Annotated in this window: 23 protein-coding genes; 11 read left to right on the top strand and 12 right to left on the bottom strand. The window is 74.1% G+C overall.

What is annotated here, in order from left to right:
* The first annotated feature begins 169 nt into the window (after positions 1-169).
* On the top strand, positions 170-1342 hold the full coding sequence (locus ABZ117_RS27830; protein ID WP_356824548.1) for an acyl-CoA dehydrogenase family protein: 1173 nt from the start codon (positions 170-172) through the stop codon (positions 1340-1342).
* A gap of 570 nt (positions 1343-1912) precedes the next feature.
* Here the strand turns inward: ABZ117_RS27830 and ABZ117_RS27825 are convergent.
* Entirely contained in the window at positions 1913-2350 is a 438-nt protein-coding gene (locus ABZ117_RS27825; protein WP_356824547.1) for a hypothetical protein, read from the bottom strand.
* A gap of 234 nt (positions 2351-2584) precedes the next feature.
* Here ABZ117_RS27825 and ABZ117_RS27820 point away from each other — a divergent pair, with 234 nt between their 5' ends.
* From ABZ117_RS27820 to fxsA, 4 genes are all read left to right on the top strand, one after another.
* Positions 2585-3025, top strand: coding sequence for an Lrp/AsnC family transcriptional regulator (locus ABZ117_RS27820; RefSeq protein WP_356824546.1), 441 nt, complete (start codon positions 2585-2587; stop codon positions 3023-3025).
* A 52-nt stretch (positions 3026-3077) separates the two neighbouring features.
* Positions 3078-4682, top strand: coding sequence for an amidohydrolase (locus ABZ117_RS27815; RefSeq protein ID WP_356824545.1), 1605 nt, complete (start codon positions 3078-3080; stop codon positions 4680-4682).
* A 554-nt stretch (positions 4683-5236) separates the two neighbouring features.
* Positions 5237-6031, top strand: coding sequence for a polyprenol monophosphomannose synthase (locus ABZ117_RS27810; protein WP_356824544.1), 795 nt, complete (start codon positions 5237-5239; stop codon positions 6029-6031).
* Positions 6032-6102: 71 nt separating this feature from the next.
* On the top strand, positions 6103-6654 hold the full coding sequence (fxsA, locus tag ABZ117_RS27805) for an FxsA family membrane protein (RefSeq protein ID WP_356824543.1): 552 nt from the start codon (positions 6103-6105) through the stop codon (positions 6652-6654).
* Between the two features lie 104 nt (positions 6655-6758).
* Here the strand turns inward: fxsA and ABZ117_RS27800 are convergent, their stop codons facing one another.
* The 4 genes from ABZ117_RS27800 to ABZ117_RS27785 all read right to left on the bottom strand — a co-directional run bounded on the left by ABZ117_RS27800 (position 6759) and on the right by ABZ117_RS27785 (position 10216).
* Positions 6759-7133: an RNA polymerase-binding protein RbpA gene (locus ABZ117_RS27800; protein ID WP_009187548.1), complete on the bottom strand. Its 375-nt coding sequence runs from the start codon at positions 7131-7133 to the stop codon at positions 6759-6761.
* Between the two features lie 279 nt (positions 7134-7412).
* Positions 7413-8759, bottom strand: a complete 1347-nt coding sequence (locus ABZ117_RS27795; RefSeq protein WP_356824542.1) for an MFS transporter — start codon at positions 8757-8759, stop codon at positions 7413-7415.
* Between the two features lie 60 nt (positions 8760-8819).
* Positions 8820-9596, bottom strand: coding sequence for a glycerophosphodiester phosphodiesterase (locus tag ABZ117_RS27790; RefSeq protein WP_356824541.1), 777 nt, complete (start codon positions 9594-9596; stop codon positions 8820-8822).
* On the bottom strand, positions 9593-10216 hold the full coding sequence (locus ABZ117_RS27785) for a hypothetical protein (RefSeq protein WP_356824540.1): 624 nt from the start codon (positions 10214-10216) through the stop codon (positions 9593-9595). Before ABZ117_RS27785 ends, ABZ117_RS27790 begins: the two co-directional genes overlap by 4 nt.
* Positions 10217-10351: 135 nt before the next feature.
* On the opposite strand from ABZ117_RS27785, the gene ABZ117_RS27780 reads away from it, so the two are divergent.
* A complete protein-coding gene (locus ABZ117_RS27780) occupies positions 10352-11860 on the top strand; it encodes a PLP-dependent aminotransferase family protein (RefSeq protein WP_356824539.1) in 1509 nt (502 codons plus the stop codon).
* A gap of 113 nt (positions 11861-11973) precedes the next feature.
* Here ABZ117_RS27780 and ABZ117_RS27775 read toward each other — a convergent pair whose 3' ends face one another.
* Positions 11974-13629 carry a hypothetical protein gene (locus ABZ117_RS27775; protein WP_356824538.1) on the bottom strand — a complete coding sequence of 552 codons (1656 nt, stop codon included), beginning with the start codon at positions 13627-13629 and terminating at the stop codon, positions 11974-11976.
* A 40-nt stretch (positions 13630-13669) separates the two neighbouring features.
* Entirely contained in the window at positions 13670-13864 is a 195-nt protein-coding gene (locus tag ABZ117_RS27770) for a hypothetical protein (protein WP_121789823.1), read from the bottom strand.
* A gap of 375 nt (positions 13865-14239) precedes the next feature.
* On the opposite strand from ABZ117_RS27770, the gene ABZ117_RS27765 reads away from it, so the two are divergent.
* Together ABZ117_RS27765 and ABZ117_RS27760 are read left to right on the top strand one after the other, a co-directional pair.
* Positions 14240-14632 (top strand): ankyrin repeat domain-containing protein, encoded by a 393-nt coding sequence (locus ABZ117_RS27765; RefSeq protein ID WP_356824537.1) that lies wholly within the window; start codon positions 14240-14242, stop codon positions 14630-14632.
* A gap of 300 nt (positions 14633-14932) precedes the next feature.
* On the top strand, positions 14933-16351 hold the full coding sequence (locus ABZ117_RS27760) for a HEAT repeat domain-containing protein (protein ID WP_356824536.1): 1419 nt from the start codon (positions 14933-14935) through the stop codon (positions 16349-16351).
* Positions 16352-17013: 662 nt separating this feature from the next.
* On the opposite strand, the gene ABZ117_RS27755 is transcribed toward ABZ117_RS27760, so the two are convergent.
* The 5 genes from ABZ117_RS27755 to ABZ117_RS27735 all read right to left on the bottom strand — a co-directional run bounded on the left by ABZ117_RS27755 (position 17014) and on the right by ABZ117_RS27735 (position 21084).
* Positions 17014-17883, bottom strand: coding sequence for a biotin-dependent carboxyltransferase family protein (locus ABZ117_RS27755; RefSeq protein ID WP_356824535.1), 870 nt, complete (start codon positions 17881-17883; stop codon positions 17014-17016).
* Between the two features lie 298 nt (positions 17884-18181).
* Positions 18182-18799, bottom strand: coding sequence for a 5-oxoprolinase subunit PxpB (gene pxpB / locus ABZ117_RS27750; RefSeq protein ID WP_356824534.1), 618 nt, complete (start codon positions 18797-18799; stop codon positions 18182-18184).
* On the bottom strand, positions 18796-19554 hold the full coding sequence (locus tag ABZ117_RS27745) for a 5-oxoprolinase subunit PxpA (protein WP_356824533.1): 759 nt from the start codon (positions 19552-19554) through the stop codon (positions 18796-18798). The genes pxpB and ABZ117_RS27745 overlap by 4 nt, the downstream gene beginning before the upstream one ends.
* Positions 19551-19688, bottom strand: a complete 138-nt coding sequence (locus ABZ117_RS27740) for a hypothetical protein (RefSeq protein ID WP_356824532.1) — start codon at positions 19686-19688, stop codon at positions 19551-19553. The genes ABZ117_RS27745 and ABZ117_RS27740 overlap by 4 nt, the downstream gene beginning before the upstream one ends.
* Before the next feature lie 76 nt (positions 19689-19764).
* A complete protein-coding gene (locus tag ABZ117_RS27735) occupies positions 19765-21084 on the bottom strand; it encodes an MFS transporter (RefSeq protein WP_356824531.1) in 1320 nt (439 codons plus the stop codon).
* A gap of 182 nt (positions 21085-21266) precedes the next feature.
* On the opposite strand from ABZ117_RS27735, the gene ABZ117_RS27730 reads away from it, so the two are divergent.
* The 3 genes from ABZ117_RS27730 to ABZ117_RS27720 all read left to right on the top strand — a co-directional run bounded on the left by ABZ117_RS27730 (position 21267) and on the right by ABZ117_RS27720 (position 24529).
* The gene (locus ABZ117_RS27730; RefSeq protein ID WP_356824530.1) at positions 21267-21974 is read left to right on the top strand and encodes a GntR family transcriptional regulator; all 708 of its coding nucleotides are present in this window, start codon (positions 21267-21269) and stop codon (positions 21972-21974) included.
* 103 nt (positions 21975-22077) lie between these two features.
* Positions 22078-23607, top strand: a complete 1530-nt coding sequence (locus ABZ117_RS27725; protein WP_356824529.1) for a hypothetical protein — start codon at positions 22078-22080, stop codon at positions 23605-23607.
* A gap of 31 nt (positions 23608-23638) precedes the next feature.
* The gene (locus ABZ117_RS27720) at positions 23639-24529 is read left to right on the top strand and encodes a hypothetical protein (protein WP_356824528.1); all 891 of its coding nucleotides are present in this window, start codon (positions 23639-23641) and stop codon (positions 24527-24529) included.
* Positions 24530-24553: the final 24 nt, after the last annotated feature.

Below are 24553 nucleotides of genomic sequence, written 5' to 3'. Positions count from 1 at the left end.
TTAACTGGTGACGGGAGGTCGCCGATCGGGCATACTCACAGCGCATGCCGCTGGTCAGCAGCTTCCGAGACCCGGGAGCGGGCACCACCGGCCGGCGCGACGAACAGGCGGAGCCGCCCCCACCCCCGGGCCGGACCGCCGGTGCCCGAACAGGGAGGAGCCCGACGCCATGTCCGACCGCGACCCGCAGCCGGTGGAGCGTCAACTGCCCACGGACGAGGCGAGGGATCTGCTCGCCCTCGTCCGGGACATCGCCCGGCGTGAGATCGCCCCGCACGCCGCGCGGGAGGAGGACGAGGGCCGCTTCCCGCGCGAGATCTTCACCCTGCTCTCCGAATCCGGCCTGCTCGGCCTGCCGTACGCCGCCGAGTACGGCGGCGGCGACCAGCCCTACGAGGTGTACCTCCAGGTCCTGGAGGAACTGGCCGCGGCCCGGCTCACCGTCGGCCTCGGCGTCAGCGTCCACACCCTCGCCTCCTACGCCCTCGCCGCGTACGGCGCCAAGCAGCAGCAGGTCGAGCACCTGCCCGCGATGCTCGGCGGCGGCCTGCTCGGCGCGTACTGCCTCTCCGAGCCGTCCTCCGGCTCCGACGCGGCCTCCCTGCGCACCAGGGCCGTCCGGGACGGCGACAGCTGGGTGATCGACGGCACCAAGGCCTGGATCACGCACGGCGGCATCGCCGACTTCTACACCGTGATGGCCCGCACCGGCGAGGACGGCCCCCGAGGCATCACCGCCTTCCTCGTGCCCGGCGACGCCCCCGGTCTGAGCGGTGCCGCGCCCGAGAAGAAGATGGGCATGAAGGGCTCGCCCACCGCCCAGGTCCACTTCGACGGCGTCCGGGTCCCCGACGAGCGGCGGATCGGCGAGGAGGGCCAGGGCTTCGCCATCGCCCTGGCCGCCCTCGACTCCGGCCGGCTGGGCATCGCGGCGTGTGCGATCGGCCTCGCCCAGGCCGCACTGGACGAGGCGGTCGGCTACGCCACGCAGCGCCGGCAGTTCGGCCGGCCCATCGCCGACTTCCAGGGCCTGCGCTTCATGCTCGCCGACATGGCCACCCAGATCGAGGCCGGCCGCGCGCTCTACCTCGCCGCGGCCCGCCTGCGCGACGCGGGCCGGTCGTTCGCCAAGCAGGCCGCCATGGCCAAGCTGCACTGCACGGACACGGCCATGAAGGTCACCATCGACGCCGTGCAGATCCTCGGCGGCTACGGCTACACCGCCGACTTCCCGGCCGAGCGCTATATGCGCGAGGCCAAGGTCCTCCAGATCGTCGAGGGCACCAACCAGATCCAGCGCATGGTCATCGCCCGTCACGTGGCGGGACCCGAGGGTCGCTGAACTGCCCCCTCAGGACCGTCGGGGCCGCCAGCCTGGTCCACTCCGGGTCATGGCGGCCCGGCAGGGTCCGGCCCCGGTCGGCCCAGGTCCGGAGCAGATCACGGTAGATGGGCGGGTCCTGCGGCACCGGTGGCGGAACCGATTCCGCGGGGCGCGGGACGAACATGCGGCGCTGATACCCGGTCGCCGAGTCCATGAGGCTCATACCCGGCCAACGCGACGGCGGCCGGACAGGTCACCGCCCGGCGGATTCGGGCTTCAGTTCCCGCACGTCCGCTTCCCCGTACCGCCGCGCGCGCCGGGGCGCCGTGGCCGGGTCCCCGTCGACGGCCGGCCGGGGCACCGCGCCGGCACGGGGACGTCCACGCCCGCCGCGCAGCCGGGCCGCCCCCTGGCACGGAGCCGCCATGCCGTGCGCCGTCCGCCGCCGGGCGCACGCCGCGCAAGGCCGCCGTCCCGGCGGTCCCGGGCACTCCGCTCCCCGCACCACGACGGCGCGCGCGCCGTCGTGGTGCGGGGAGCGGGAGCGGGTGCGGGTGCGGGGAGGGGACGGGCCGGTGCCCGGGTGTGTCAGGCGGCCTCGCGGCGCATCGCCGGTACGCGCATCGGGCGCGAGCCCGGGCCCCCGACGTGCGAGAAGGGCTGCGTCCGCCAGTCCAGACCCTGGGGCAGCGTCAGCAGCAGGGCCGTGTCCTGCTCCTGGGGCTCGCAGGACTCGTCGGCGGGGCGGGCGTCGGCCGCCGCACGGCCGGTGCCCGCGCACACCGTCAGCCCGAACGGGTTCCACGGCGAGGCGCACAGCGCGTGCTCCGGCAGGACCTCCTCGTCCGCCAGCAGCGCGATCGGCTGCGCGCAGTCCGGGCAGATCACCCGGTACATCTCGAAGGTGTCGTAGGCGTCCAGTTCCTCGTCGAAGAGGTCGTCGGGTTCGACGCCCTCCGGCTCGGGCTCGAGGACCGGCTGCTGCCGTGCGGACGCGGAACGATCAGGGTGGCTGACACTGTGCATGGGTTTCTCCCCCTAAGACTGGGCCGGGACGGCACTGCGGTCCCGGCCACAGCAAGCACTTCCCGTCCCGTCCCGGCGGTAATCACGAGAACATCACGGAGCCCGCACCGGCCGTGTGGCCTTGGTCACATGCCGCGCGCAGATGCCCGTCCCGGTACCTTTTCCGCCCCACAGGGAATGACCTGGGCCTCCGAGGTATCCGAGGAGATCAGGCGCACTGTAGGTTTTGGCGGCATGGAGGAGCTGGACCGTCAGATCGTGCAGCTGCTCGTCGTCGACGGGCGGATGAGCTACACAGACCTGGGCAAGGCCACGGGCCTGTCCACGTCGGCCGTGCACCAGCGGGTGCGCCGGCTGGAACAGCGTGGCGTCATCCGCGGCTATGCCGCGGTGGTCGACCCCGAGGCCGTCGGGCTGCCGCTCACCGCGTTCATCTCGGTGAAACCGTTCGACCCCAGCGCCCCCGACGACATCGCGGAGCGCCTCGCCGGCGTCCCCGAGATCGAGGCCTGCCACAGCGTCGCCGGCGACGAGAACTACATCCTCAAGGTGCGCGTCGCCACCCCGCACGAACTGGAGGAACTGCTGGCCCGGGTGCGCAGCCTCGCCGGCGTCTCCACCCGCACCACCGTGGTGCTGTCGACCCCCTACGAGGCGCGCGCCCCGAAGATCTGACCGGTCCGCCCCGGTGCCCGGTGAAGGCCGCGTACGCGAGAGACTGTGCGTCATGAGTGAGCAGTCCGCCGAGCCCCAGACCGTCCTCCTGCGCCGGGGGGAGGTGCACAGCCCCGCCGACCCCTTCGCCACCGCGATGGTCGTGGAGCGCGGCCAGGTCGCCTGGGTCGGCTCCGAGGGCGCCGCCGACGCCTTCGCCGACGGCGTGGACGAGGTGGTCGACCTCGACGGCGCCCTGGTCACCCCGGCCTTCACCGACGCCCATGTGCACACCACCGCCACGGGCCTCGCCCTGACCGGCCTGGACCTGTCCGGCGCCCCCTCCCTGGAGGCGGCCCTCGCCCGGATCCGCGAGTTCGCCGCCGCCCGCCCCGGTGACCGGGTCCTGCTGGGACACGGCTGGGACGCCGCCCGCTGGCCCGGCGGACGCCCGCCGGCCCGTGCGGAGCTGGACGACGCCACCGGCGGACGCCCGCTGTACCTGTCCCGCATCGACGTGCACTCGGCGGTCGTCACCACCGCCCTGCTGGACCTGGTGCCCGGCGGCGTCCCCCGCGAGGACGCCCCGCTCACCGGGGACGCCCACCACGCCGTACGCGCGGCCGCCCTCGCCGCCGTCACCCCGGCCCAGCGCGCCGAGGCCCAGCGCACCGCCCTGGCCCACGCGGCCTCCCTGGGCATCGGCACCGTCCACGAGTGCGGCGGCCCGCAGATCTCCTCCGAGGACGACTTCACCGCCCTGCTGGAGCTCGCCGCCGGGACGCCGGGCCCCCGCGTGGTCGGCTACTGGGCGGAACAGGACCCGGCGAAGGCCCGCGAGCTGGGCGCGGCCGGTGCCGCGGGCGACCTCTTCGCCGACGGCGCCCTCGGCTCGCACACCGCGTGCCTGCACGAGCCCTACGCCGACGCCGGCCACACCGGCACCGTCTACCTGGACGCCGACGCCGTCGCCGCCCACGTCGTGGGCTGCACGGAGGCGGGACTCCAGGCCGGCTTCCACGCCATCGGCGACGCCGCCGTGTCCGCCGTGGTCGACGGCGTGCGCGCCGCCGCCGAGAAGGCGGGCCTCGCCCGGATCCGCGCCGCCCGGCACCGCGTCGAGCACGCCGAGATGCTCACCCCCGAGACCATCGCCGGCTTCGCCGAGCTGGGCCTGATCGCCTCCGTCCAGCCCGCCTTCGACGCGCTGTGGGGCGGCGAGGACGGCATGTACGCCCGGCGGCTGGGCGCCGAGCGGGCCCGCACCCTCAATCCGTACGCCGCGCTGCTGCGCTCCGGTGTGCCGCTCGCGTTCGGCTCCGACAGCCCGGTCACCCCCCTCGGCCCGTGGGGCACGGTCCGCGCCGCCGCCTTCCACCACACCCCCGAGCACCGGATCTCCGTCCGTGCCGCGTTCACCGCGCACACGCGGGGCGGCTGGCGGGCCGTCGGCCGCGACGACGCCGGGGTGCTCGTCCCGGGCGCGCCTGCGGACTACGCCGTCTGGCGGACCGACGAGCTGATCGTCCAGGCCCCCGACGACCGGGTCGCCCGCTGGTCCACAGACCCGCGCTCCGGCACCCCCGGCCTGCCCGACCTCAGCCCCGGCCGCGACCTGCCGGTCTGCCTGCGCACCGTCGTGGGCGGCCGGACGGTGTTCGTACGGCCGGGCGAGTGATCTCCGGGGGTGGCGCGGCGGCCCCCGGCCGCCGCGGGCCCGCCGCCCCACCTGCGCATCCTCCCCGCCGACTGGGCCGCGTCAGCGGTCTTCGCAGGTCAGGCGGCTGTTGACAGTCAGCGGCGGCGGGCCGGTAGGTTCGGCCGGGTCCACCACCGGACGCCCGACCGAGGAGCGTTCAGACACCTGTCGCAGCGCCGCTGGGTCAGGGACGGTGTGCCGCACCGGGCACCGTCGCTGGGAGCCAGGCTCAGCGCCCGCGCCGACGGGGGAACGGCCGGCTGGTCGGCCAGGTGTGACCCGGGTGGGGCCCGGGCGCTCAGTAGACAACGGCTTTCGGTCGATCCGCAGCCAGCGGGTCCCAGGTCGGCCCGAAGGGCGCCGGGCCCCCATCCGCCGTGCCACGCAGGCGGCGCGGACGTAAGGTGAGAGGCCGAAAACCGGGCTCTTACCCCGTTCTTGTGCAATCGACACCACTCTACGCACGAGCCGTCACGTCATCCCAGGCCGGGGCCACTATGGTGGTCCCCTGCGTACGACATGAAGGGGCAGCAGTGAACGACGGCGACGGAACCCTCGCGGCCAAGGCCCAGGAGCGGCGGTTCGGCCCGCTCGGCACGGCCTTGGTGATCATCCCGACCTACAACGAGGCGGAGAACATCAGGACCATCGTCGGCCGGGTACGCAAGGCCGTCCCCGAGGCCCACGTGCTGATCGCGGACGACAACAGCCCCGACGGCACCGGCAAGCTCGCCGACGAGCTGGCCGCCGGGGACGACCACGTCCAGGTGCTGCACCGCAAGGGCAAGGAGGGCCTCGGCGCCGCCTATCTCGCGGGGTTCCGCTGGGGCCTGGAGCGGGACTACGGCGTGCTGATCGAGATGGACGCCGACGGCTCCCACCAGCCTGAGGAACTGCCCCGGCTGCTGACCGCCCTCAAGGGCGCCGACCTCGTCCTCGGCTCCCGCTGGGTGCCCGGCGGCCGGGTCGTGAACTGGCCCAAGTCCCGGGAGTTCCTCTCCCGCGGCGGCTCGACCTACTCGCGGTTCCTGCTCGACGTGCCGATCCGTGACGTGACCGGCGGCTTCCGGGCCTTCCGCCGCGAGACCCTGGAGGGCCTGGGCCTCGCCGAGGTCTCCTCGCAGGGCTACTGCTTCCAGGTCGACCTCGCCCGCCGCGCGGTGAAGGCCGGCTACCACGTCGTCGAGGTCCCCATCACCTTCGTCGAGCGCGAACTGGGCGACTCCAAGATGAGCCGCGACATCGTGGTCGAGGCGCTGTGGCGGGTCACGGCCTGGGGGGTCGGCGACCGCATCGGCAAGCTCACCGGCAAGGACAAGCAGGCCTGACCGGCCCCTTCACGGCCCGGGCTGATCACTCCCTTATCCCGCGCTGAGCCACGCCCAGGCACACTGGAAGCATGACGACTGGCGCTCCGCCCTCCCCGTACGCCGCCCGGCCCCGGCGCTCCCGGCTGCGCAGGTATCTGCCGCTGGGCCTCGCCGGATGGCTGGTGCTGGAGATCTGGCTGCTGACCCTGGTCGCGGGTGCGGCAGGGGGCCTCAGCGTGCTCCTGCTGCTCATCGCGGGCGCCGTGGCCGGCTCCCTGATCATCAAGCGGGCGGGCCGCCGCGCCTTCCAGAACCTCAACGAGGCACTCCGGCGGGGCGGCTCGCCGGCGCGCGGCGGCGCCAACGGCCTGACGATGCTCGGCGGTCTGCTGCTGATGATCCCCGGCCTGGTCTCGGACGCCGTGGGCCTCCTCCTGCTGCTCCCGCCGGTACAGAGGGCCGTGAGCCGCCGCACCGAGAACGCCCTGGAGCGCAGGCTCCGCAAGGCCGCCCCGGGCAGTCTGGGCGACGCCTTCCAGCAGGCCCGCACCCACCGGCCCGACGGCAGGGTGGTGCAGGGCGAGGTCGTCAGGGAGGACCGGCCCGGGCCGGGCGAGCAGCGCCCTCCGCTGACGCGCTGACCCGGGGCGCGTCCGGGGGCGGCACCGCCGTCCGGACAGCGCGAAACCGCGGGCGCCGTACGTCTTCACGTACGGCGCCCGCGGTTACTGGTGCTTGTCTCGCGTTATGCGCTCTTGCGGCTGTCCCTGGGGTGAACCGCGATGTTCATCGCCCCCGATCGCAGAACCGCCAGACGCTCCTCGAGGACCTCTTCGAGTTCCTCGCGGGTGCGTCGCTCCATCAACATGTCCCAATGGGTACGCGCGGGCTTGGCCTTCTTCTCTTCCGGGCCGTCGCCGTCCACCAGGAGTGCCGGGGCCCCGCAGACCTTGCACTCCCACTCCGGCGGGATCTCCGCCTCGACCGAGAAGGGCATCTCGAAACGATGGCCCTTCTCGCATGCGTACTCCACGGCCTGGCGCGGGGCCAGGTCGATACCGCGGTCCGTCTCGTAGCTGGTCACCACGAGGCGCGTACCGCGAAGAGCTCGCTCACTCATGAATCGTGCCTCCCGGGCTTTGTCGCCCACAGGACAGGTGTCGCTGTCGTCGTCATCCGGTCAACGTCCGGTCGGCGGTAAAGATTCCCGTTCCGAGTCCCGTTCCGGGTCGTGCGTCGCCGTCGTAGCCGCCCCTTGTTCTACCCACAGGCGCCCGGTTTGTCACATCTGCTAGCAGATGTCACCCGGCGCTTCGGCCTCTTTGACGCGCAGTAACGGTACGCCTGGCAGGCCAAACGCGTACACTACCGCCCTTTCGCGCCGAGTGCTAAATCGACGCTAGATCCTTTCCGGTACCGGGTTCCCCGCCTCGCCGATCGCACGCCGCACCGGTACCCGTGCGAGCAGGACGGAACCGATCACGAAGAAGGCCACCAGCGACACGATCGCGGACCGGTAGCTTCCGGTCAGCTGGTACGTCACGCCGAACAGCAGCGGGCCGAGCCAGCTCATCCCGCGGTCGCTCAGCTCGTACGCGGAGAAGTACTCGGCCTCCTTGCCCGGCGGCACCAGATGCGAGAACAGCGACCGGGACAGCGCCTGGCTGCCGCCGAGGACCAGGCCGATCCCGGCGGCCAGCACGAAGAACCACACCGGGGCCCTCGCCGGCAGGAAGTAGCCGGCGGCGAGCGTGAGCGTCCACGCCACCAGCGAGCCGAGGATCGTCCGCTGCGCGCCGTACGCCCGCGCCAGCCGCCCCATCGCCAGCGCTCCCGCCACGGCCAGCACCTGCACCAGGAGCACGGCCCCGATGAGCGTCGACTGCCCGAGTCCCAGCTCCTCGGAGCCGTAGACCGAGGCCTGCGAGATCACCGTCTGGATCCCGTCGTTGTACACGAGGTACGCCAGCAGGAACGCCAGCGTCAGCGGGTGCCGACGCATGTCGCGGACCGTCGCCGCCAGCTGCCGCGCCCCGGGCGCCGCCGCCCCCGCCACGCGCGCGCGGCGGTCGCGCAGCCTGCGCAGCGGTACGAGCGTGAACGCGCCCCACCACAGGCCCGCCGACGCCAGGCACACCCGGACCGCTGCCGGCTCCGTCAGCCCGAACGAGTCGTGCGCCGAGTACAGGACCAGGTCGGCGACGAGGACCAGGGAGCCGGCCGCGTAGCCGAGGGCCCAGCCGCGCGAGGAGACGGCGTCGCGCTGCTCGGGCGGCGCGATCTGCGGCAGATAGGAGTTGTAGAGCATCATCCCGACGGACTGCGCCGCGTTGGCCACGACGAGCAGCACCCCGCCGAGCAGATACCGGTCGCCGTCCAGCAGGAACATGCCCGTGGTGGCCGCCGCCCCGGTGTACGCCGCCGCGGCGAGCAGCGGCTTCCGGCGGCCCGTGCGGTCGGCCGCGCTGCCCACCAGGGGCATCAAGACGACCGCCACGATCACCGACAGGGACACCGTGTAGGCGAAGAAGGAGCCCGCCCGGACCGGGACGCCCAGCGGGTGCACGTAGCCGCCGGCGTCCGCGGCCCGTTCGGCGACCGCGGTGAGGTACGGGCCGAGGAACACCGTGAGGACGCTGGTCGAGTACACCGAGCACGCCCAGTCGTACACGTACCAGCCGTGCCGCTCGCGCCTGAGTCCGGCGGCCTCGTCCGCCACCGGTGCCCGCACGGTCTGCGTGCCCACCGTGCCCTCGCCTCCCCGCCGCGGTGCCGTGCGAAGGCGCGGGCCGGCCGGTCCGGGCGGTCAGACCCAGACGCCGCGGTCCTCCATGACCTTGCGCAACATGTCGATGTGATCGGTCATGATGCCATCAACCCCGAGATCCAGGAGCCGGTGCACGCGCCGGGGCTCGTTGACCGTCCACACGTGCACGTGCAGCCCGCGCGCGTGGGCGGCGCGCACGAAGCGCTGGTCCACCACGGGCACGCCCGACTGCGCCTCGGGCACCTGCGCGGCCACGGCCGACCGGCGTACCGCGCCCGGCAGGCCCCAGGAGCGCAGCCGCAGGTTCAGCACCCCGCGCGTCCCGAACGAGGTGGCCAGGCGCGGCCCGCCCAGCCGCTGGGCCCGCAGCACACGCGCCTCGGAGAAGGAGCCCACACACACCCGGTCCCAGGCGTCCGCCCGTTCGATCAGCCCCAGCAGGGGCCGCAGCGCGGCCTCCGCCTTGACGTCGACGTTCCAGCGCACCTCGGGGAAGGTGTCCAGCAGGTCCTCGAACAGCGGCACCGGTTCCCGGCCGCCCACGCGCGCGTGCCGTATCTCCGCCCACGGCAGGTCGGCGATCCGGCCCGCCCCGTCGGTGACCCGGTCCAGGGTCGCGTCGTGGAAGGCGATCAGCCGGCCGTCCGCCGAGACGTGCACATCGGTCTCGATGTACCGGTAACCCAGTTCCACCGCGCGGTGGAACTGCGCCACGGTGTTCTCCAGGCCGCCGGCGGCACCGCCCCGGTGGGCGAAGGCGATCGGGCCGGGATGGTCCAGGTACGGGTGGCGCGGGGCCGGTGTCGTGAGGCTCACGGACGCAGTATGGCCCCCTCCGGTGTCGCCGTGGCGACGACCGCCCTGCCGGCCGGTGCCGGCCGCACGGCGAACATCCGCAGGAACAGCTGGACCAGCGGGCCGATGGCCACGGCGTACAGCAGGGTGCCCAGGCCGATGGTGCCGCCCAGCGCGAACCCGGTGGCCACCACCGTCACCTCCACGGCCGTCCGCATCAGCCGGACCGACCGGCCGGTGCGCCGGTGCAGACCCGTCATCAGCCCGTCGCGCGGGCCCGGCCCGAAGCTCGCCGCGATGTACAGGCCGGTCGCCACGCCGTTCAGCACGACCCCCGCCAGCAGCAGCGGGACGCGTACGGCGAGGGAACGGACGTCCGGGACCAGCGCGAGCGTGCCGTCCATGGCGAGGCCGACCACGAAGACGTTGGAAACCGTGCCGAGCCCGGGGCGCTGGCGCAGCGGGATCCACAGCAGCAGCACCGCCGCGCCCACGACGATCGACACGACCCCGATGCTCAGCCCGGTCAGCTCCGCGAGCCCCTGGTGCAGTACGTTCCAGGGCTCCAGCCCCAGGTCCGCCGCCACGAGCAGCGCGGAACTCGCGCCGTAGAGCACGAGCCCGGCGTAGAGCTGGATCAACCGACGTCCGACATGGCGGCCGGGAGCGGACACGACATACCCCCCTGGGTAGTGGAACTGGACTGGCACATGTCACTCTGTGGCTCGGGATGGAATGTCATCCATGGCCAATCCGGGGAAGGTGGACTGATCTTCATGGCGCAGTGGACCTCGGCGGTGGGAGCCGCACAGCTCGCCCGGCTCCTCAACTCCCAGCAGGACCGCCCGGCCGGCCCCGGCACCCGCCGTCCCCCCGCCTATCGTGCCCTCGCCGACGGCATCCGGCTGCTGGTGCTCGAGGGCCGCGTCCCGGTGGCCGCCCGCCTCCCCGCGGAACGCGAGCTCGCCGTGTCCCTCTCCGTGAGCCGTACGACCGTCGCGGCGGCCTACGAGGCGCTGCGCGGCGAGGGGTTCCTGGAGTCCCGGCGCGGAGCCGGCAGCTGGACCGCCGTACCGGCCGGCAACCCCGTCCCGGCCCGGGGCCTGGAACCGCTGCCCCCGGAGGCCCTCGGCTCGGTGATCGACCTGGGCTGCGCCTCACTCCCGGCGCCCGAGCCGTGGCTCACCCGGGCCGTGCGGGGCGCCCTGGAGGAACTGCCGCCGTACGCCCACACCCACGGCGACTACCCGGCCGGGCTGCCCGCCCTGCGCTCGATGATCGCCGAGCGGTACACCGCCGGTGGCATCCCCACCATGCCCGAGCAGATCATGGTGACGACCGGCGCGATGGGCGCCATCGACGCCATCTGCCATCTCTTCGCGGGCCGCGGCGAGCGCATCGCCGTGGAGTCCCCGTCCTACGCCAACATCCTCCAGCTCATGCGGGAGACCGGTGCCCGGCTCGTCCCCGTCGCGATGGCCGAGGGGCTCTCCGGCTGGGACATGGACCGCTGGCGCCAGGTCCTGCGCGAGGCCGCGCCCCGCATCGCCTATGTCGTCGCCGACTTCCACAACCCCACCGGAGCGCTCGCCGACGAGGACCAGCGGCGCCGGCTGGTGGACGCGGCCCGCTCGGCCGGCACGGTCCTCGTCGCCGACGAGACGATGACCGAGCTGTGGCTCGACGAGGAGTTCCGGACCGGCGGCATGCCCCGGCCGGTGTGCGGCTTCGACCCGGCCGGCTCCACGGTGATCACGGTCGGCTCGGCCAGCAAGGCCTTCTGGGCGGGCATGCGCATCGGCTGGGTGCGGGCCGCACCGGACGTCATCCGCAGCCTGGTCGCCGCCCGCGCGTACGCCGACCTGGGCACACCCGTGCTGGAACAGCTGGCCGTGAACTGGCTGTTCAGCACCGGGGGCTGGCAGCAGGCGGTCGACCTGCGCCGCGCCCAGGCCCGCGAGAACCGGGACGCGCTGGTCACCGCGCTCCGCCGGGAACTGCCCAGCTGGGAGTTCGAGGTGCCGCGCGGCGGCCTGACCCTCTGGGTCCGCGCCGGCGGCCTCTCCGGCTCCCGCCTCGCCGAAGCGGGCGAACGCACCGGTGTCCGCGTCCCCTCCGGCCCCCGCTTCGGCGTCGACGGCGCGTTCGAGGGCTACGTCCGGCTTCCGTTCACCGTCGGGGGAGCCGTGGCGGACGAGGCGGCGGCCCGGCTCGCCGCCGCGGCCCGACTGGTGGAATCGGGCGCGACGGGAGCGGGGGAGTCACCGCGGACGCTGGTGGCGTAGGGGCGCGAGGGCGTGGGGCGGGCGTGGGGCTGGGCGCTCGTGCTCGGTGGGCCTGGCGTGGTGGCCTTGACGTGGACGTGGCCGGTCCGGAGGCGGGAGCGCGACGGCTCGGCTCAGGCGGTCTCGGCGCCCACGGTCTCCGCGGTCAGCGGTGTCTGCTCGACCGCGGGCTCCGTCGGCTCGACCGCCTCCACCGGCTCCACCGGCTTCGTAAGGTCCGGCGGTGCCGGAGCCTCCGCGTCCGCCGGCGTACTCCGCGCCGGCAGCAGTGCCATCACCGCCTGCCGGTCGGCGTCGCTCGTGGCGTCGTCGTACGGATCCGGTGTCCGCGGGACCTGAAGCCGGTGCACCGGACCGGATCCCAGCCGGGCGTACCCCCGCCCGGGCGGCATGTGCACGAGCGGAGTCGTGTGCGGGGGCACGCCCAGCACCGCTTCCACCTGCTGCGGTGCCGCGGCCCCGAGCACGACACGCGCGCGCGTGTGCTGTCGTACCGCCTCGCTCAGCGCCTCACCGCTCTCGAACTGCTCGGCGACGACCACGGTCACGTTCGCCGCGCGGCCGTGCCGCAACGGCACCTGGAGCAGCACCTGCGGGTCCTTGCGGCCCTCCGCCCCCGCGAGGTGGGCGAAGACGCCAGGCCGGTCCAGCAGGATCCACAGCGGGCGCCGGGTGTCCTCGGGCGGCGGCTCGCCCGCCTGCCGGGCCAGGTTGATCGCGATGAGCCGGCGCTCGGTCTCCTGCGCGGCCCACTCCAGGCTGGCCAGCGCCCCGGCGAGAGCGCACTCCACGGCGAGTACGCCGTCCCGGCCGGTCAGGCACGCGTACTCGCCGGTACCCCCGCCGTCGACAATCAGGACGTCGCCGTACTCCAGGGCCTGGAGGGTGATGGAGCGCAACAGGGTGGAGGTGCCGCTGCCGGGGTGGCCCATGGCCAGCAGATGCGGCTCGGTGGAGCGGATGCCGGTGCGCCAGACGATGGGCGGGACGTCGATCCGTTCCTCGCCGTAGGAGAGGGGGAGCGTGCGCTGCACCTCGCTCTGGTCGGTGAAGCCGAGGACGGTCTCTCCCGGGGCGGTGACGAAGCGCTGGGCCGGCACGTCGGCGGGCAGCGGGGCGAGCACGGTGACGGTGAGCCGGTTGCCCTCCTCGTCCCACGCGAAGTGGTACTCACGGCCCCGGCCGGCCTTCACGGTGAGCAGCTGCTCGATCCGTGCGCGGGCCGCGGGCTCGCCGTCCGTGAAGTAGGCGGGGTAGCGGATGACGAGGTGACCGACGCGGCCGGCGTCGTCGAACTCGTGGTCCGTGAAGGCGTTCTCCCAGTTCCCTCCGTGCGCGTACAGCGGCGCCGGGTCGTCGGGGCCGGAGAAGTACGGCACCAGGGCCTCGTACAGCGCCTGGAGCCGTTCGGCCTGGGACTCGTCGGGCCCTTCGGGCGCCGAGGTGCGGTCGCGGCCCTGCCAGGCCGCCGCCGCCATCACGGTGATGACGGTGAGCAGCGGCCCGTACGGCACCAGGGCCACGACCAGGACCAGGGAGGCCACCAGGAACAGCAGCGGCCCCCGTTTGTCCTTGGGGGTGTCCGCCCATCTGCGCCGCCCGGCCGAGGCCAGCCGGCGCAGTCCGCGCGAGACGGTGATCAGCGGGTGGAGGACGTCGGTGGCGCTGTCGGCCGCCGTCCGGGCCAGCTCCCGGCTCCGGGCGATCTGCGTCCGGGCGATCTGCGCGCTGTCTTTGCTCAGAATGCGGGGGAGAGGGCGCCGGGCCACTGCTGTCTCCTGATCGTGCGTACGGGCGGGACGGGCCGGGTCAGAACTTGATGCCGCCGAGGAGGCTCGCCAGGCTCTCGCCGCCGGCCTTGATGCTCGGGGCGATGGCCGTGCTCGACAGGTAGAAGCCGAACAGGGCCGTGACCGCGGCGTGCGAGCCCTTCAGTCCGTCCTTGCGGAAGAAGAGGAACACGATGGTGCCGAGCAGGAACACGCCTGACAGGGAAAGGATCATTTCGGGCCTCCTGGTGTCGAGGGTGGGGGACAGTCACCATGAGTCCTTCCAGGATCACAGGATGTATCCATACGATTAAAGGTGCAACTGGGTGAAATACGGCTGTTTTCCCCCACGTGGCGGAGCCGTCCTACCCCGTTGACCAGGCCCGTCGCCGCCGGGGACCCCTGTTGGCGATCTTTACCTCGGGCACATCGGGTCATGTGCCGCAGGAGCCAGTACGCTGGCGATTCACTCGTACGGCCGCGCTCCGCTCGCTGCCGTACGCTCGCTCGGTCCCGGTGCGGGTCCCGGGCGGTCCCCGAGCAGTCATGAAGCAGTTCCCGAGCAGTCCCGAAGCGGTTCCCGCATACGCAAGGAGAGGCGGTCCGGCCGATGAGTGAAGCCCCCGACCCCGAGGTCGTGGAGCTGGCGACCAAGATCTTCGATCTGGCCCGGCAGGGGCAGACCGAGGCGCTCGTGGCGTACGTCGACGCGGGCGTGCCGGCCAGCCTCACCAACGACCGAGGCGACTCCCTGGTGATGCTCGCCGCCTACCACGGCCACGCCGACGCGGTCCGCGCGCTGCTCGCCCGCGGCGCGGCGGCGGACCAGATCAACGACCGGGGCCAGACCCCGCTCGCCGGCGCCGTCTTCAAGGGCGAGACGGACGTGATCAAGGCCCTCCTGGAGGGCGGGGCCGATCCTTCCGCGGGAACGCCGTCGGCCGTCGACACGGCCCGGATGTTCGGCAAGGCGGAACTGCTGGAGCTGTTCGGCGTCCGCTGACGGCGGCGTCCCGACCAGATACGACACGCAAAACGGGGGAGGCGGTAGCAGGCCGCCGGAAATACGGTCGCGGCAGGACACACCGCGGGTCATCATGACGACGTGATTCACGGACGTGATGGACGGGCAGGTGATGCCGCACCGCGCGGGCCGTGATGAGGTCCGCATGGGCCACCGACGAGAGGCAGAGAGAGATGGTCTACAGCAAGCAGAAGACGGCGGGCACTCCGACGTTGTGTCACGCGGCCAGGTAATGCGTGGTTCCCGGTTGCGTCGACGCTTGATGTGAGGCTGTTTCCCATGTTCGATCCGGTCATAGCGCCCAGCGGTACGCTGCTCGGGCTGCTCCAGCGCGGCCGTGGCGACGGCACGCTGCACGCGCTCACCGCCCCGCGGGCCGAGGCGCTCGCGGCCCTGACCCACTGTGTGCTGCGCGATCCCCGCCACGACTGGCAGGTGGAGAACCGCTCCCTGTACTACGCCCGCCTCCATCTCGACCTGAACGGCGAGCTGGACGCCCTGGAGGCGCACCTCTTCGGCGCGGACGACGTCCTCGACACCGACGAGTCCCGTACCGGCCTCGCCCTGGCCGTCCTCGGACACCTCGCCTCCTACGGCCGGCGGGACGCCCTCGAACTGCTGCGCAGGTACGCCGCCCAGGGAACCAACTGGGCCTGGGCGCTGGACGAGCTGGCCCTGCGGGACGACGACGCGGGCCTGCGCGCCCTCGCCGCCCCCGTCCTGGCCCGCTTCACCACCGACCCCGAGGGGGAGGCCGAGCTGGCCACCGCCGTGCGCGACGCCTTCGAGCCCCGCCCCTGGCGGCTGTGGGCCGACGATCCGCGGCCGTCGATCGCCGCCCGCGTGCGTGCCGCCCGGGAAACCGGCTGTTTCGACCGCTGGCAACGTCAGATGCGTCCCACCGGCCCCCGCCCGGGGTGGAGCGTCCGCGCCGTCTTCGAGTGGGCCCAGCAGGGCATGGAGCGCGGCTCCGCCCTGTACGTGCCGGCCGCCCGCTGCCTGGTCGCCGTGGCCGGCCCCGAGGACCGGCCCGAGATCCTCCGGGCCGCGCGGGACGGCATCGACGGAGCCCGCTGCACCGCGCTGCGCTACCTCGCCGACGGCAACGATCCCGGCGCCCTCGACCTGATCGAGGCCGCGGTCGCCGACGGCACTCCGGCCGTCGTGGAGGCCGCCGTCGACGCCTTCGAACGGATGCGCAGCGTCGCCGCCGTCGACCGCGCGCGCGGCTGGGCCCAGCGCCCCGACGCGCTCGGTGCCGCCGCCGGCCGCATGCTCGCCTGCCGCGGCGCCGCCCGGGACAGCGACCTCGTCCTCGGCGCCCTCCGCGAGGCCGTACGCGGCGAGGGCCCCGACGCACCCACCCTGTGGACGCTCGTCGACGGCGCCGGGCGCCTCGGCATCGCCTGCGCGGCACCCGTGCTGCGCCACATCTACCGCGAGACGGCCTCCTCCCACCTCCGCGGCCGGGCCGCCCGCGCGCTGGCCGCCACCGACCCCTCCTTCGCCACCGGGTTCGCCGTCGAATGCCTGTGGGACTGCGAGGAGACCACCCGCGAACTCGCCGCCCGGCACGCCGAGACCGGTGACGCCCGTGTCGTCGAGCGACTGCGCCGCCTGGCCGCCGACCCGGCCGAGGAGGCGGAGGTACAGACAGCGGTCCGCAGCCGCTTCGGCCCCGACGCGACGCTCGGCTGAGGTCCCGGGCGCGCCGGCCGAGCCGCACACCTCTTGAGGCCCGCGCTGCGCCGAGCCGCACGCTCCCCGAGGCCCGCGCTCTGCCGAGCCCCACACCTCTTGAGGCCCGCGCTCTGCCGAGCCCCACACCTCTTGAGGCCCGCGCTCTGCCGAGCCGCACGCTCCCCGAGGCCCGCGCTCTGCCGAGCCCCACGCTCCCCGAGGCCCGGGTTCCGCAGAGCCGCGCCCTCCCCGAGGCCCGCGTTCCGCCGAGCCGCACGCTGCCTGAGGGCTCCCCTCCCTGCCTGGCCGGGCGGACGGCCGCCTCGGCTGGGCCCGAGCGGCGGGACACGGCACGCGCGCGTACCGAGCACTTCGGCTGGGGAGCGGCCGTGAAGGCGTTCCTGGCGGCCTACGACGCGGAGGCCCGCCACCACGCCGGGCCCCGCCCCACCCCACCTTGCCGTGCGGCGCGGCTTGACCCCGGACGCCGGAGGCGCCGGTTCTGCGGCAGCCGGTCCGGTGCGGCGCAGGGTCCCGGCGTGGCCTGACCCCCGGCGTCGGCGACGCCGGTCGTCCCGTACGGGTGCAGGGCCATGGCAGGGACGTACCGGCGGGCGCCGCTCGGCTGTGGAGCGCCGGGCCCCCGCGGCATACCCGCTCGGTTGCCGACGTGACGGGGGTCAGCGGCGGCGTACCGGTACGAAGCGGACCGGGACGCCCGGCAGTGCCTGGGCGGCGGCCGGGAGGTCGGCGGCGCGGACCACGGCGATCACCGGGTAGCCCCCCGTGGTCGGGTGGTCCGCGAGGAAGACCACCGGACGCCCGTCCGGCGGCACCTGGACCGCGCCGAGGACCAGACCCTCACTGGGGAGCTCCCCGGGACGGGCCCGCTCCAGCGCGGGTCCCTCGGTGCGCAGGCCGATACGGTTGCTCGCCGCGGAGACGCGGTACGCGCACGTGGTGAGGTTTCGCAGCGCCCGCGCCGTGAACCAGTCGTCGCGCGGGCCCGGCGTCACACGCAGCACGAGTTCGGCCGGCGGACGCGGCAGCGGGGCGCCGTCCAGGCGCGCGGGAGGACCGGCCGGAGCACCGAGCGGCAGCGTCATGCCGTTCGCGAGCGGGGCCGGGCCCAGGCCGGACAGCAGGTCGGTGGCCCGGCTGCCGAGCACCGGCTCGACGGCGATGCCCCCGTCGACCGCGACATAGCTGCGCACCCCGGCCGTGGCTGCACCCACCTCCAGCAGTGCCCCGGCCGGCACGACGACCGGGGCGCCCCACGCAGCCGGCCGGCCGTCCACCCACACCGGACCGGGCGCGCCGCCGACCGCGACGGTCACCGTGGCGCGGGGACGCACGGCACAGCCGTTGAGCGTGGTCTCCAGGACGGCGGCGTCCGGCGGATTGCCGACGAGCCGGTTCACGAGCACCGCCGCCGGCGGGTCGAGCACCCCGGAACGCGGCACACCGAGATGGGCGTACCCAGGCCGCCCACGGTCCTGGACGGTGGTCAGCGACCCGGCACGCACCACCGAGAGCACACGGTCACTCATGCGCCCACCCCGTACCTGTGACGGTGGCGCGCACCGCCGGTGGCAGTCCCCTCGCCGGCCCGGCGCCGGGTACAGCGTGCCCCTGGGCGCCAGCGGCCGTGCGCGCCCCGCCGGCCCCGCCACCGGGCGGGCCCGCCCACGGCCCCGCCACCGAGCGGCCCGCCCACGGCCCCGCCGCCGAGCGGCCCGCCCACGGCCCCGCCACCGGGCGTCCGGGCCACGGCCCCGCCACCGGGCGTCCGGGGCACGGCCCCGCCACCGGGCGTCCCGGCCACGTTCCCTCCTCCGGGCGTCCCGGTCATGGCCCGTCCACCGGAACGAACCGCACCCGTGTCCCCGGTGCCAGCAGTGCGGCCGGTACCCGGGTGGGGTCCCACAGGACGGCGTCCGTCGTGCCGATCAGCTGCCAGCCGCCCGGCGAGGAGCGCGGGTACACGCCCGTGTACGGGCCGGCCAGCGCCACGGCACCGGCCGGGACCGCCGTGCGCGGGGTGGCGCGGCGCGGGACGTGGTAGCGGGCCGGGAGCCCGGTGAGATAGCCGAAGCCGGGGGCGAACCCGCAGAAGGCCACCGTGAACTCGGTGTCCGCGTGGATCCGGGCCACCTCCGGCTCGGGCACCTGCCAGTGCGCGGCGACCTCCGTAAGGTCCGGGCCGTCGTAGCGCACGGGCAGTTCGACCAGCTCACGCGCGCGTGGCGGCGCCGCGGGCACGTCGCGGGTCGCCAGCTCGGCCGCCCAGCGGGCCCGGTCGGCCAGTCCGTCCAGCAGGACCGTCCGGGCCGCCGGGACGATCTCACGGACGGCGAGCGCGCCCTCCTCGCGGCACCGCAGCAGCTCGGCGTGCAGGGCCTGCGCCTCCTCCCCGGAGGCCACCTCGACCAGCAGGGCGTCGTCGCCGACGGGGAGCGTCCTCATGCGAACGCCTCCAGTCGCACGCCCGCCGCCAGGAGCCGCTCGCGCACCCGGCGGGCCAGCTCCACCGCGCCGGGCGTGTCGCCGTGCAGGCACAACGACCGGGCGCGCACCTGGATACGCGCGCCGGAGTGCGCGGTGACCGCGCCGGAGCACGCGAGACTCACCGAGCGCTCCACGACGGCCTCCGGATCGGTCACCACGGCACCGTCCCGGCCGCGCGGCACGAGCGTGCCCTCGTCGGTGTAGGCGCGGTCCGCGAACGCCTCCGTGACGGCCGGCAACCCCGCGCGCGCGGCCAGTTCCAGCAGCCGCGAGCCGGGCAGACCCAGCACCGGCAGGGCCGCGTCGGCGAGGAGCACACCCTCGACGACCGCTTGGGCCTGCTCGGCGTCGCTCACGACCCGGTTGTAGAGCGCGCCGTGCGGTTTGACGTACGCCACGCGTGCTCCGGCCGCCCGGGCGAACACCTCCAGGGCGCCGATCTGGTAGGCCACCTCGGCCGCCAGCTCGGCGGGCGGCACGTCCATCGCGCGCCGCCCGAACCCGGCGAGGTCCCGGTAGGAGACCTGTGCGCCGATCGTCACCCCGCGCGCGGCCGCCAGTTCGCACACCCGGCGCATGGTGGCCGGGTCCCCCGCGTGGAACCCGCAGGCCACGTTCGCACTGGTGACGACGGACAGCAGCTGCTCGTCGTCGGTCAGCCGCCAGCGGCCGAAGCCCTCACCGAGGTCGGCGTTCAGATCGATCGCGGTCATGGTGTTCCCGTGCCTTCCGGTTCGTCGGCGACGTACATCGGCACGTCGCGGCCCTGTTCGACCTGCCGGATCGGCACACCCGCCCGGCCCGGCGTCCACCCGGCGGTGAAGCCGTACCCGAGCGGGAACGACACCCGCCGTCCCACCGGTACGCGCGCGCGTGCTCGTCGAGCGTGGTGACGAGGCGCTCCCCGCTGCCGCTCACCCGCGTCATGCCAGCTCCTTCCCGCGCGTCTCCGGCAGCCCCAGCAGTGCCAGTGCCGCCAGGCCGTAACCGATCGCGCCGAAGACCAGCGCGCCGCCCACCCCCCAGCTGTCCGCGAGGAAGCCCACCAGGGTCGGGAACACCGCGCCCACCGCGCGGCCCGTGTTGTACGTGAAGCCCTGCCCGGTGCCGCGCACCGCCGTCGGGTACAGCTCGCTCAGGTAGGAGCCGAAGCCGCTGAAGATGGCCGACATGCAGAAACCGAGCGGGAAGCCGAGCACCAGCAGGAGGGTGCCGGCGCCCTGCGGGATGTTCGCGTACACCAGGATGCACAGCGCCGACAGCAGCGCGAACAGCCAGATGTTGGTGCGCCGGCCGAGCCGGTCGGTGAGGTGGCCGCCGGTCAGGTAGCCGAGGAACGCGCCCGAGATGAGGAAGGCCAGGTAGCCGCCGGTGCCGACGACCGACAGGCCGCGCTCGGACTTCAGGTACGTCGGCACCCAGGTCGCCAGCGTGTAGTAGCCGCCCTGCACGCCGGTGGACAGCAGACTCGCGAAGACCGTGGTGCGCAGCAGCCCCGGGGCGCCGTCCCGGCCCGGCCGGAAGATCGCCGCGAAGGAGCCCCGCCCCGGGTCCCGCTCGCGCGCCGCCGTCGCCGTGGGGGCGTCGTGCACCCGTCGGCGCAGCCACACCACGAACAGCGCGGGCAGCGCACCGGTCCAGAACATGATCCGCCAGGCCAGGTCGTCACCGGCGAAGGAGAACACCAGCGTGTAGACGACCGCCGCCAGCGCCCAGCCGGCCGCCCAGGCGCTCTGGACCGCGCCGAGCGTACGGCCCCGGTGGCGCGCGCCCGCGTACTCGGCGACCAGAATGGCCCCGACCGCCCACTCGCCGCCGAAACCGAGGCCTTGGAGGGCGCGGAAGACCAGCAGCGTCTCGTAGGTGGGCGCGAAACCGCAGGCGACCGTGAAGACCGCGTACGTGAGCACGGTGATCATCAGGGCCCGGACCCGGCCCATCCGGTCCGCGACCACACCCGCCGCGGCGCCGCCGACCGCCGAGACCACGAGCGTGACGGTGGTGAACAGACCGGTCTGGCCGCTGCTGAGACCGAAATAGGCGGAGAGCGCCACCATGCTCAGCGGCAGGGTGAAGTAGTCGTACGAATCCAGGGCGTATCCACCGAAAGCTCCGGCGAACGCGCGTCGGCCGCCCGGACCGAGGGCGCGCAGCCAGCCGAGCGCGCCGTCATCGGCGGCACCTCCGGCTCCCGGGCGCACGCCGGAGGGGGGCGCGGACCGGGGCGGTGGGGTTGTGCTCATGGGCACCTCACAGAGGGGGACGGAGGGTGCGGGACGTGAGCGGTACGGAGGCGGTGCGATGGAGAACAGGCGCGTACGTCGCGCCGTACGAATGCCTCGCCAGGAGAGCACCGTAAAGGATCGTTCAACGATCCTTCAATACCCACGTTGTCTCGTCCCAGGGTCTGCGATTGAATCCCGGCATGGCAGAGCAGCTGGCGGGACTGGCCGACGACCGCGCCCTCCTGGGGCGTACGAGTACGGCGGAGCGGGTCGCGGACATCCTCAGGAGCCGCATAGCCGACGGGTACTTCCCGCCCGGCACCCGGCTGTCGGAGGACAGCATCGGCGGGGCGCTCGGGGTCTCCCGCAACACCCTGCGCGAGGCGTTCCGGCTGCTCACGCACGAGCGTCTGCTGGTCCACGAGCTGAACCGGGGCGTGTTCGTCCGGGTCCTGACCGTCGAGGACGTCGAGGACATCTACCGCACGCGCGCCCTCGTCGAGTGCGCCGTCGTCCGCGGTCTGGGCGAGCCGCCGTACCCGCTCCAGGGGCTGGCCGAGGCGGTCGCCGAGGGCGAGCGGGCGGCCGTCGCGGGTGACTGGAAGGCGGTGGGTACGGCCAACATCCACTTCCACCGGGAACTGGTCGCCCTCGCCGGCAGCGAGCGCACCGACGAACTGATGCGCAGCGTCTTCGCCGAACTGCGGCTGGCCTTCCACGTCGTGGACGACCCGCACCGGCTGCACGAGCCGTACCTCGCCCGCAACCGCCGGATCCTGCGCACCCTGGAGGCCGGGGACCGCAGCGGCGCGGGACGGCTGCTGGCGACCTACCTGGCGGACTCCCTGGAGCGGGTCGTCGAGGTGTACCGGCGACGGGTGGGCGAGGACGGCACGGAGACCTTCTGAACTCCCCTCCTGGTTGCCGTCCCGACCGTGTCGAGCCTCTGTGACGGCCGTGGCTTCTGCGTCGTTTGGGTCGATGTCAGACCGAGGATCTAGTCTGTGCACCGTGACTTCGCCTGCATCGACGGACCGTGTTCCGCCCCAGCTCAGCGCGGGGCCGCGCCCGGCTCCGGGCCCGGCCGCCGACGAGGGGCTGGCGCGCCGGCTACGCGCGCTCGCCTGCACCGCGCCGCTGCACGACCTCGACGCCCGCAAGGCCAACCTGGCCGGCGAGTACTCGGTGTACGGGATGGCCGAGTTGGCGCTGGCCGCCATCGACCTCGTCACGCTGAACATGGACTTCGACACCGGCGCCGACCACGAGCAGATCGTCGCCCGGCTCGTCCCGCGCATCGCCGCCCAGGCCCCCCGGCGGGACGCCGGCGAGCACGAACGGGTGGCCCGCTGGGTCCTGGAGAACCTGATCAACGTCGGCAGCGTGGACCGCGGTTTCCGCGCGGTGTACGGCACCTTCGCGCCCGACGGCACGTACGTCCGCCGCGACTACGACTTCAAGCTGATCGAGGAGGTCCCGGGCCCCGGCGGCACGGTCTACCTGCGGACGACGGACGAAGCGGTCAACGTCCTCGTCGGCGCGCTCGACACGGACGTCACCAGCGCCCAGATCGCCGCCGAGGTCAAGCTGGAGGTGCTGATCAACCGCGGCAGGCTCGCCGACGCCCAGCTCGCCGCCGAGCAGGCCCGCTACCGCACGGTGCAGTACTCCGAGACGCTCCGCCGGGCCCTGGACGCCACCCGGCGCAACGTCCGCGCGGTCGACTGGCTCAATGCCGTCCCCGACATGATCGCCGAGGCCCTCGACCACGTGGCCGAGCGCTACCGCCACGAGAACGCCATCCTCACCAACATCCGCAAGGCCCGCGACGAGACCGAGGACACCGAGCACAAGCGCCGTGCCGCCGAACTGGTCGACATCGTCAAGGACTGCATCCGGCGCCACACCCAGCTCCAGGCGCGCCTGCTGGAGGCCGGCCCGCTGTTCCGCGCCGAACAGGACCGGCAGGCCTTCGCCACCCCGGCGGCGACCTCCGGGACGGACCTCTACGGCCATCTCCTCGCCCCCGTCCTGCCGCTGCCCCTGGAGCGGGCGATCCGGGTCACGGACGCCTTCTTCGCGCACGGCACGGGGCTCAGGACCCCGGTGTCCGTCCGGGTCGGGGACCTCGTGGACATCCTGCTGACACCACCCGTGGAGCGCGAGCACCTGGGCGCCGAGATGCCCGAGCCCGACCTGATCGCCACCCCGGACGACAGCCGGTTCAGCGAGGAGCAGCTCGCCACGGCGACGGAGCTGCTCGACCTGCCGGCGGACGCCCCCAGGAGACTGTCGGGACTGCTGGCCGAGGCCCGCCGGACCGGCGACCCGGACCTCGCCTACCTCGTGGCGCTGCTGGCGGTCCACGCCGCCAGCCCGCCCGTCGGCACCGCCTACCGGCAGGGCGAGCAGAAACTGCTGTTCGCCGTGGACGACGGGACCGAGCTGGACGATCCCGAGTTCGGCGGGGCGGACCTGATCGTCGGCACCGCCCTGCTCGACTCGGCCGGAATGGCCGCGGACCGGACGGAAGCAGCATGAGTGAGCACGACCGCGACAAGGAGCAGAACCCGTGACCGAGCCCGCCGACCGGAGTGAGCCCGAGCCCGCCGCCGCGCCGGCCGGTGCCGCCGTCACGCCCGCCGACGCCGCCGACGCGGCGCGGCTCGTCGCCTTCGGACTCCAGCCCAGGCTCCAGCCCGCGCGCGACCAGGAGTACACCGAGCTGCTGCGCCGCTACCGCGACGACCCGCCGTTCGCGCGGCTCGCGGACGCCGTCGCCTCCGGTCTCGGCCTCGTCGTCCTGGAGGTGTCCCCGCGCGCGGGGATGGCCGTGACGGCCGCCGAGGACTCCGTATTCGCCGTCCGCATGGGTGACTACGCGCGTCGCACCACCGCCGACTCCGGCGACCGCTTCCTGCACGGGCTCGCCCATCTCGCCGCCGCCGCGCTGGCGTTCCCGCGCCCGGAGGACCTCGCCGACGACGCCTACATCGGCCGGGTCACGGTCAACGGCGTCGACGCCTTCGTCCGGCAGGCCTGCCGCCGCCTGGAGGAACGCGCCGAGGAGCAGGGCGAGAACACCGACCCGGTGACCGACGCGCCCGGCCTGGAGGCCGCCTGGCGGATCTGGGCCAGACGCAGCGCCACCGGCGCCACCAAGGACGCCCGCCGGCCGGCCGCCTCCACCACCGGCATCGTGGCGAAGGCCCTCGCCTTCCTCACCGACTCGGGTTTCCTCCAGCGCACCGGCGACGACCACGGCGGCACCTACCGCACCACCGCCCGTTACCAGCTCCAGGTCCGCGACCTGGCCGGCAGCGCCGCCCTGGCCGAACTGCTCGAACTGGGCGTCGTCCCGGTGACCGACGGCACGGCCAGCCTGCTGCCCGCGGAGGACACCGACGACCTGGACCTGGTGGCCGACGCCGGCCTGCCGTTCCACGCCCCCTCGCACCCCTGACCACCTCACCGAACCGCCAGAAGA

Source organism: Streptomyces sp. NPDC006309, from assembly GCF_040613095.1.
Taxonomy (GTDB): Bacteria; Actinomycetota; Actinomycetes; order Streptomycetales; family Streptomycetaceae; genus Streptomyces.
Note: the sequence above shows the minus strand (reverse complement) of the source record. Positions and strands in the feature narration are given on the sequence as shown.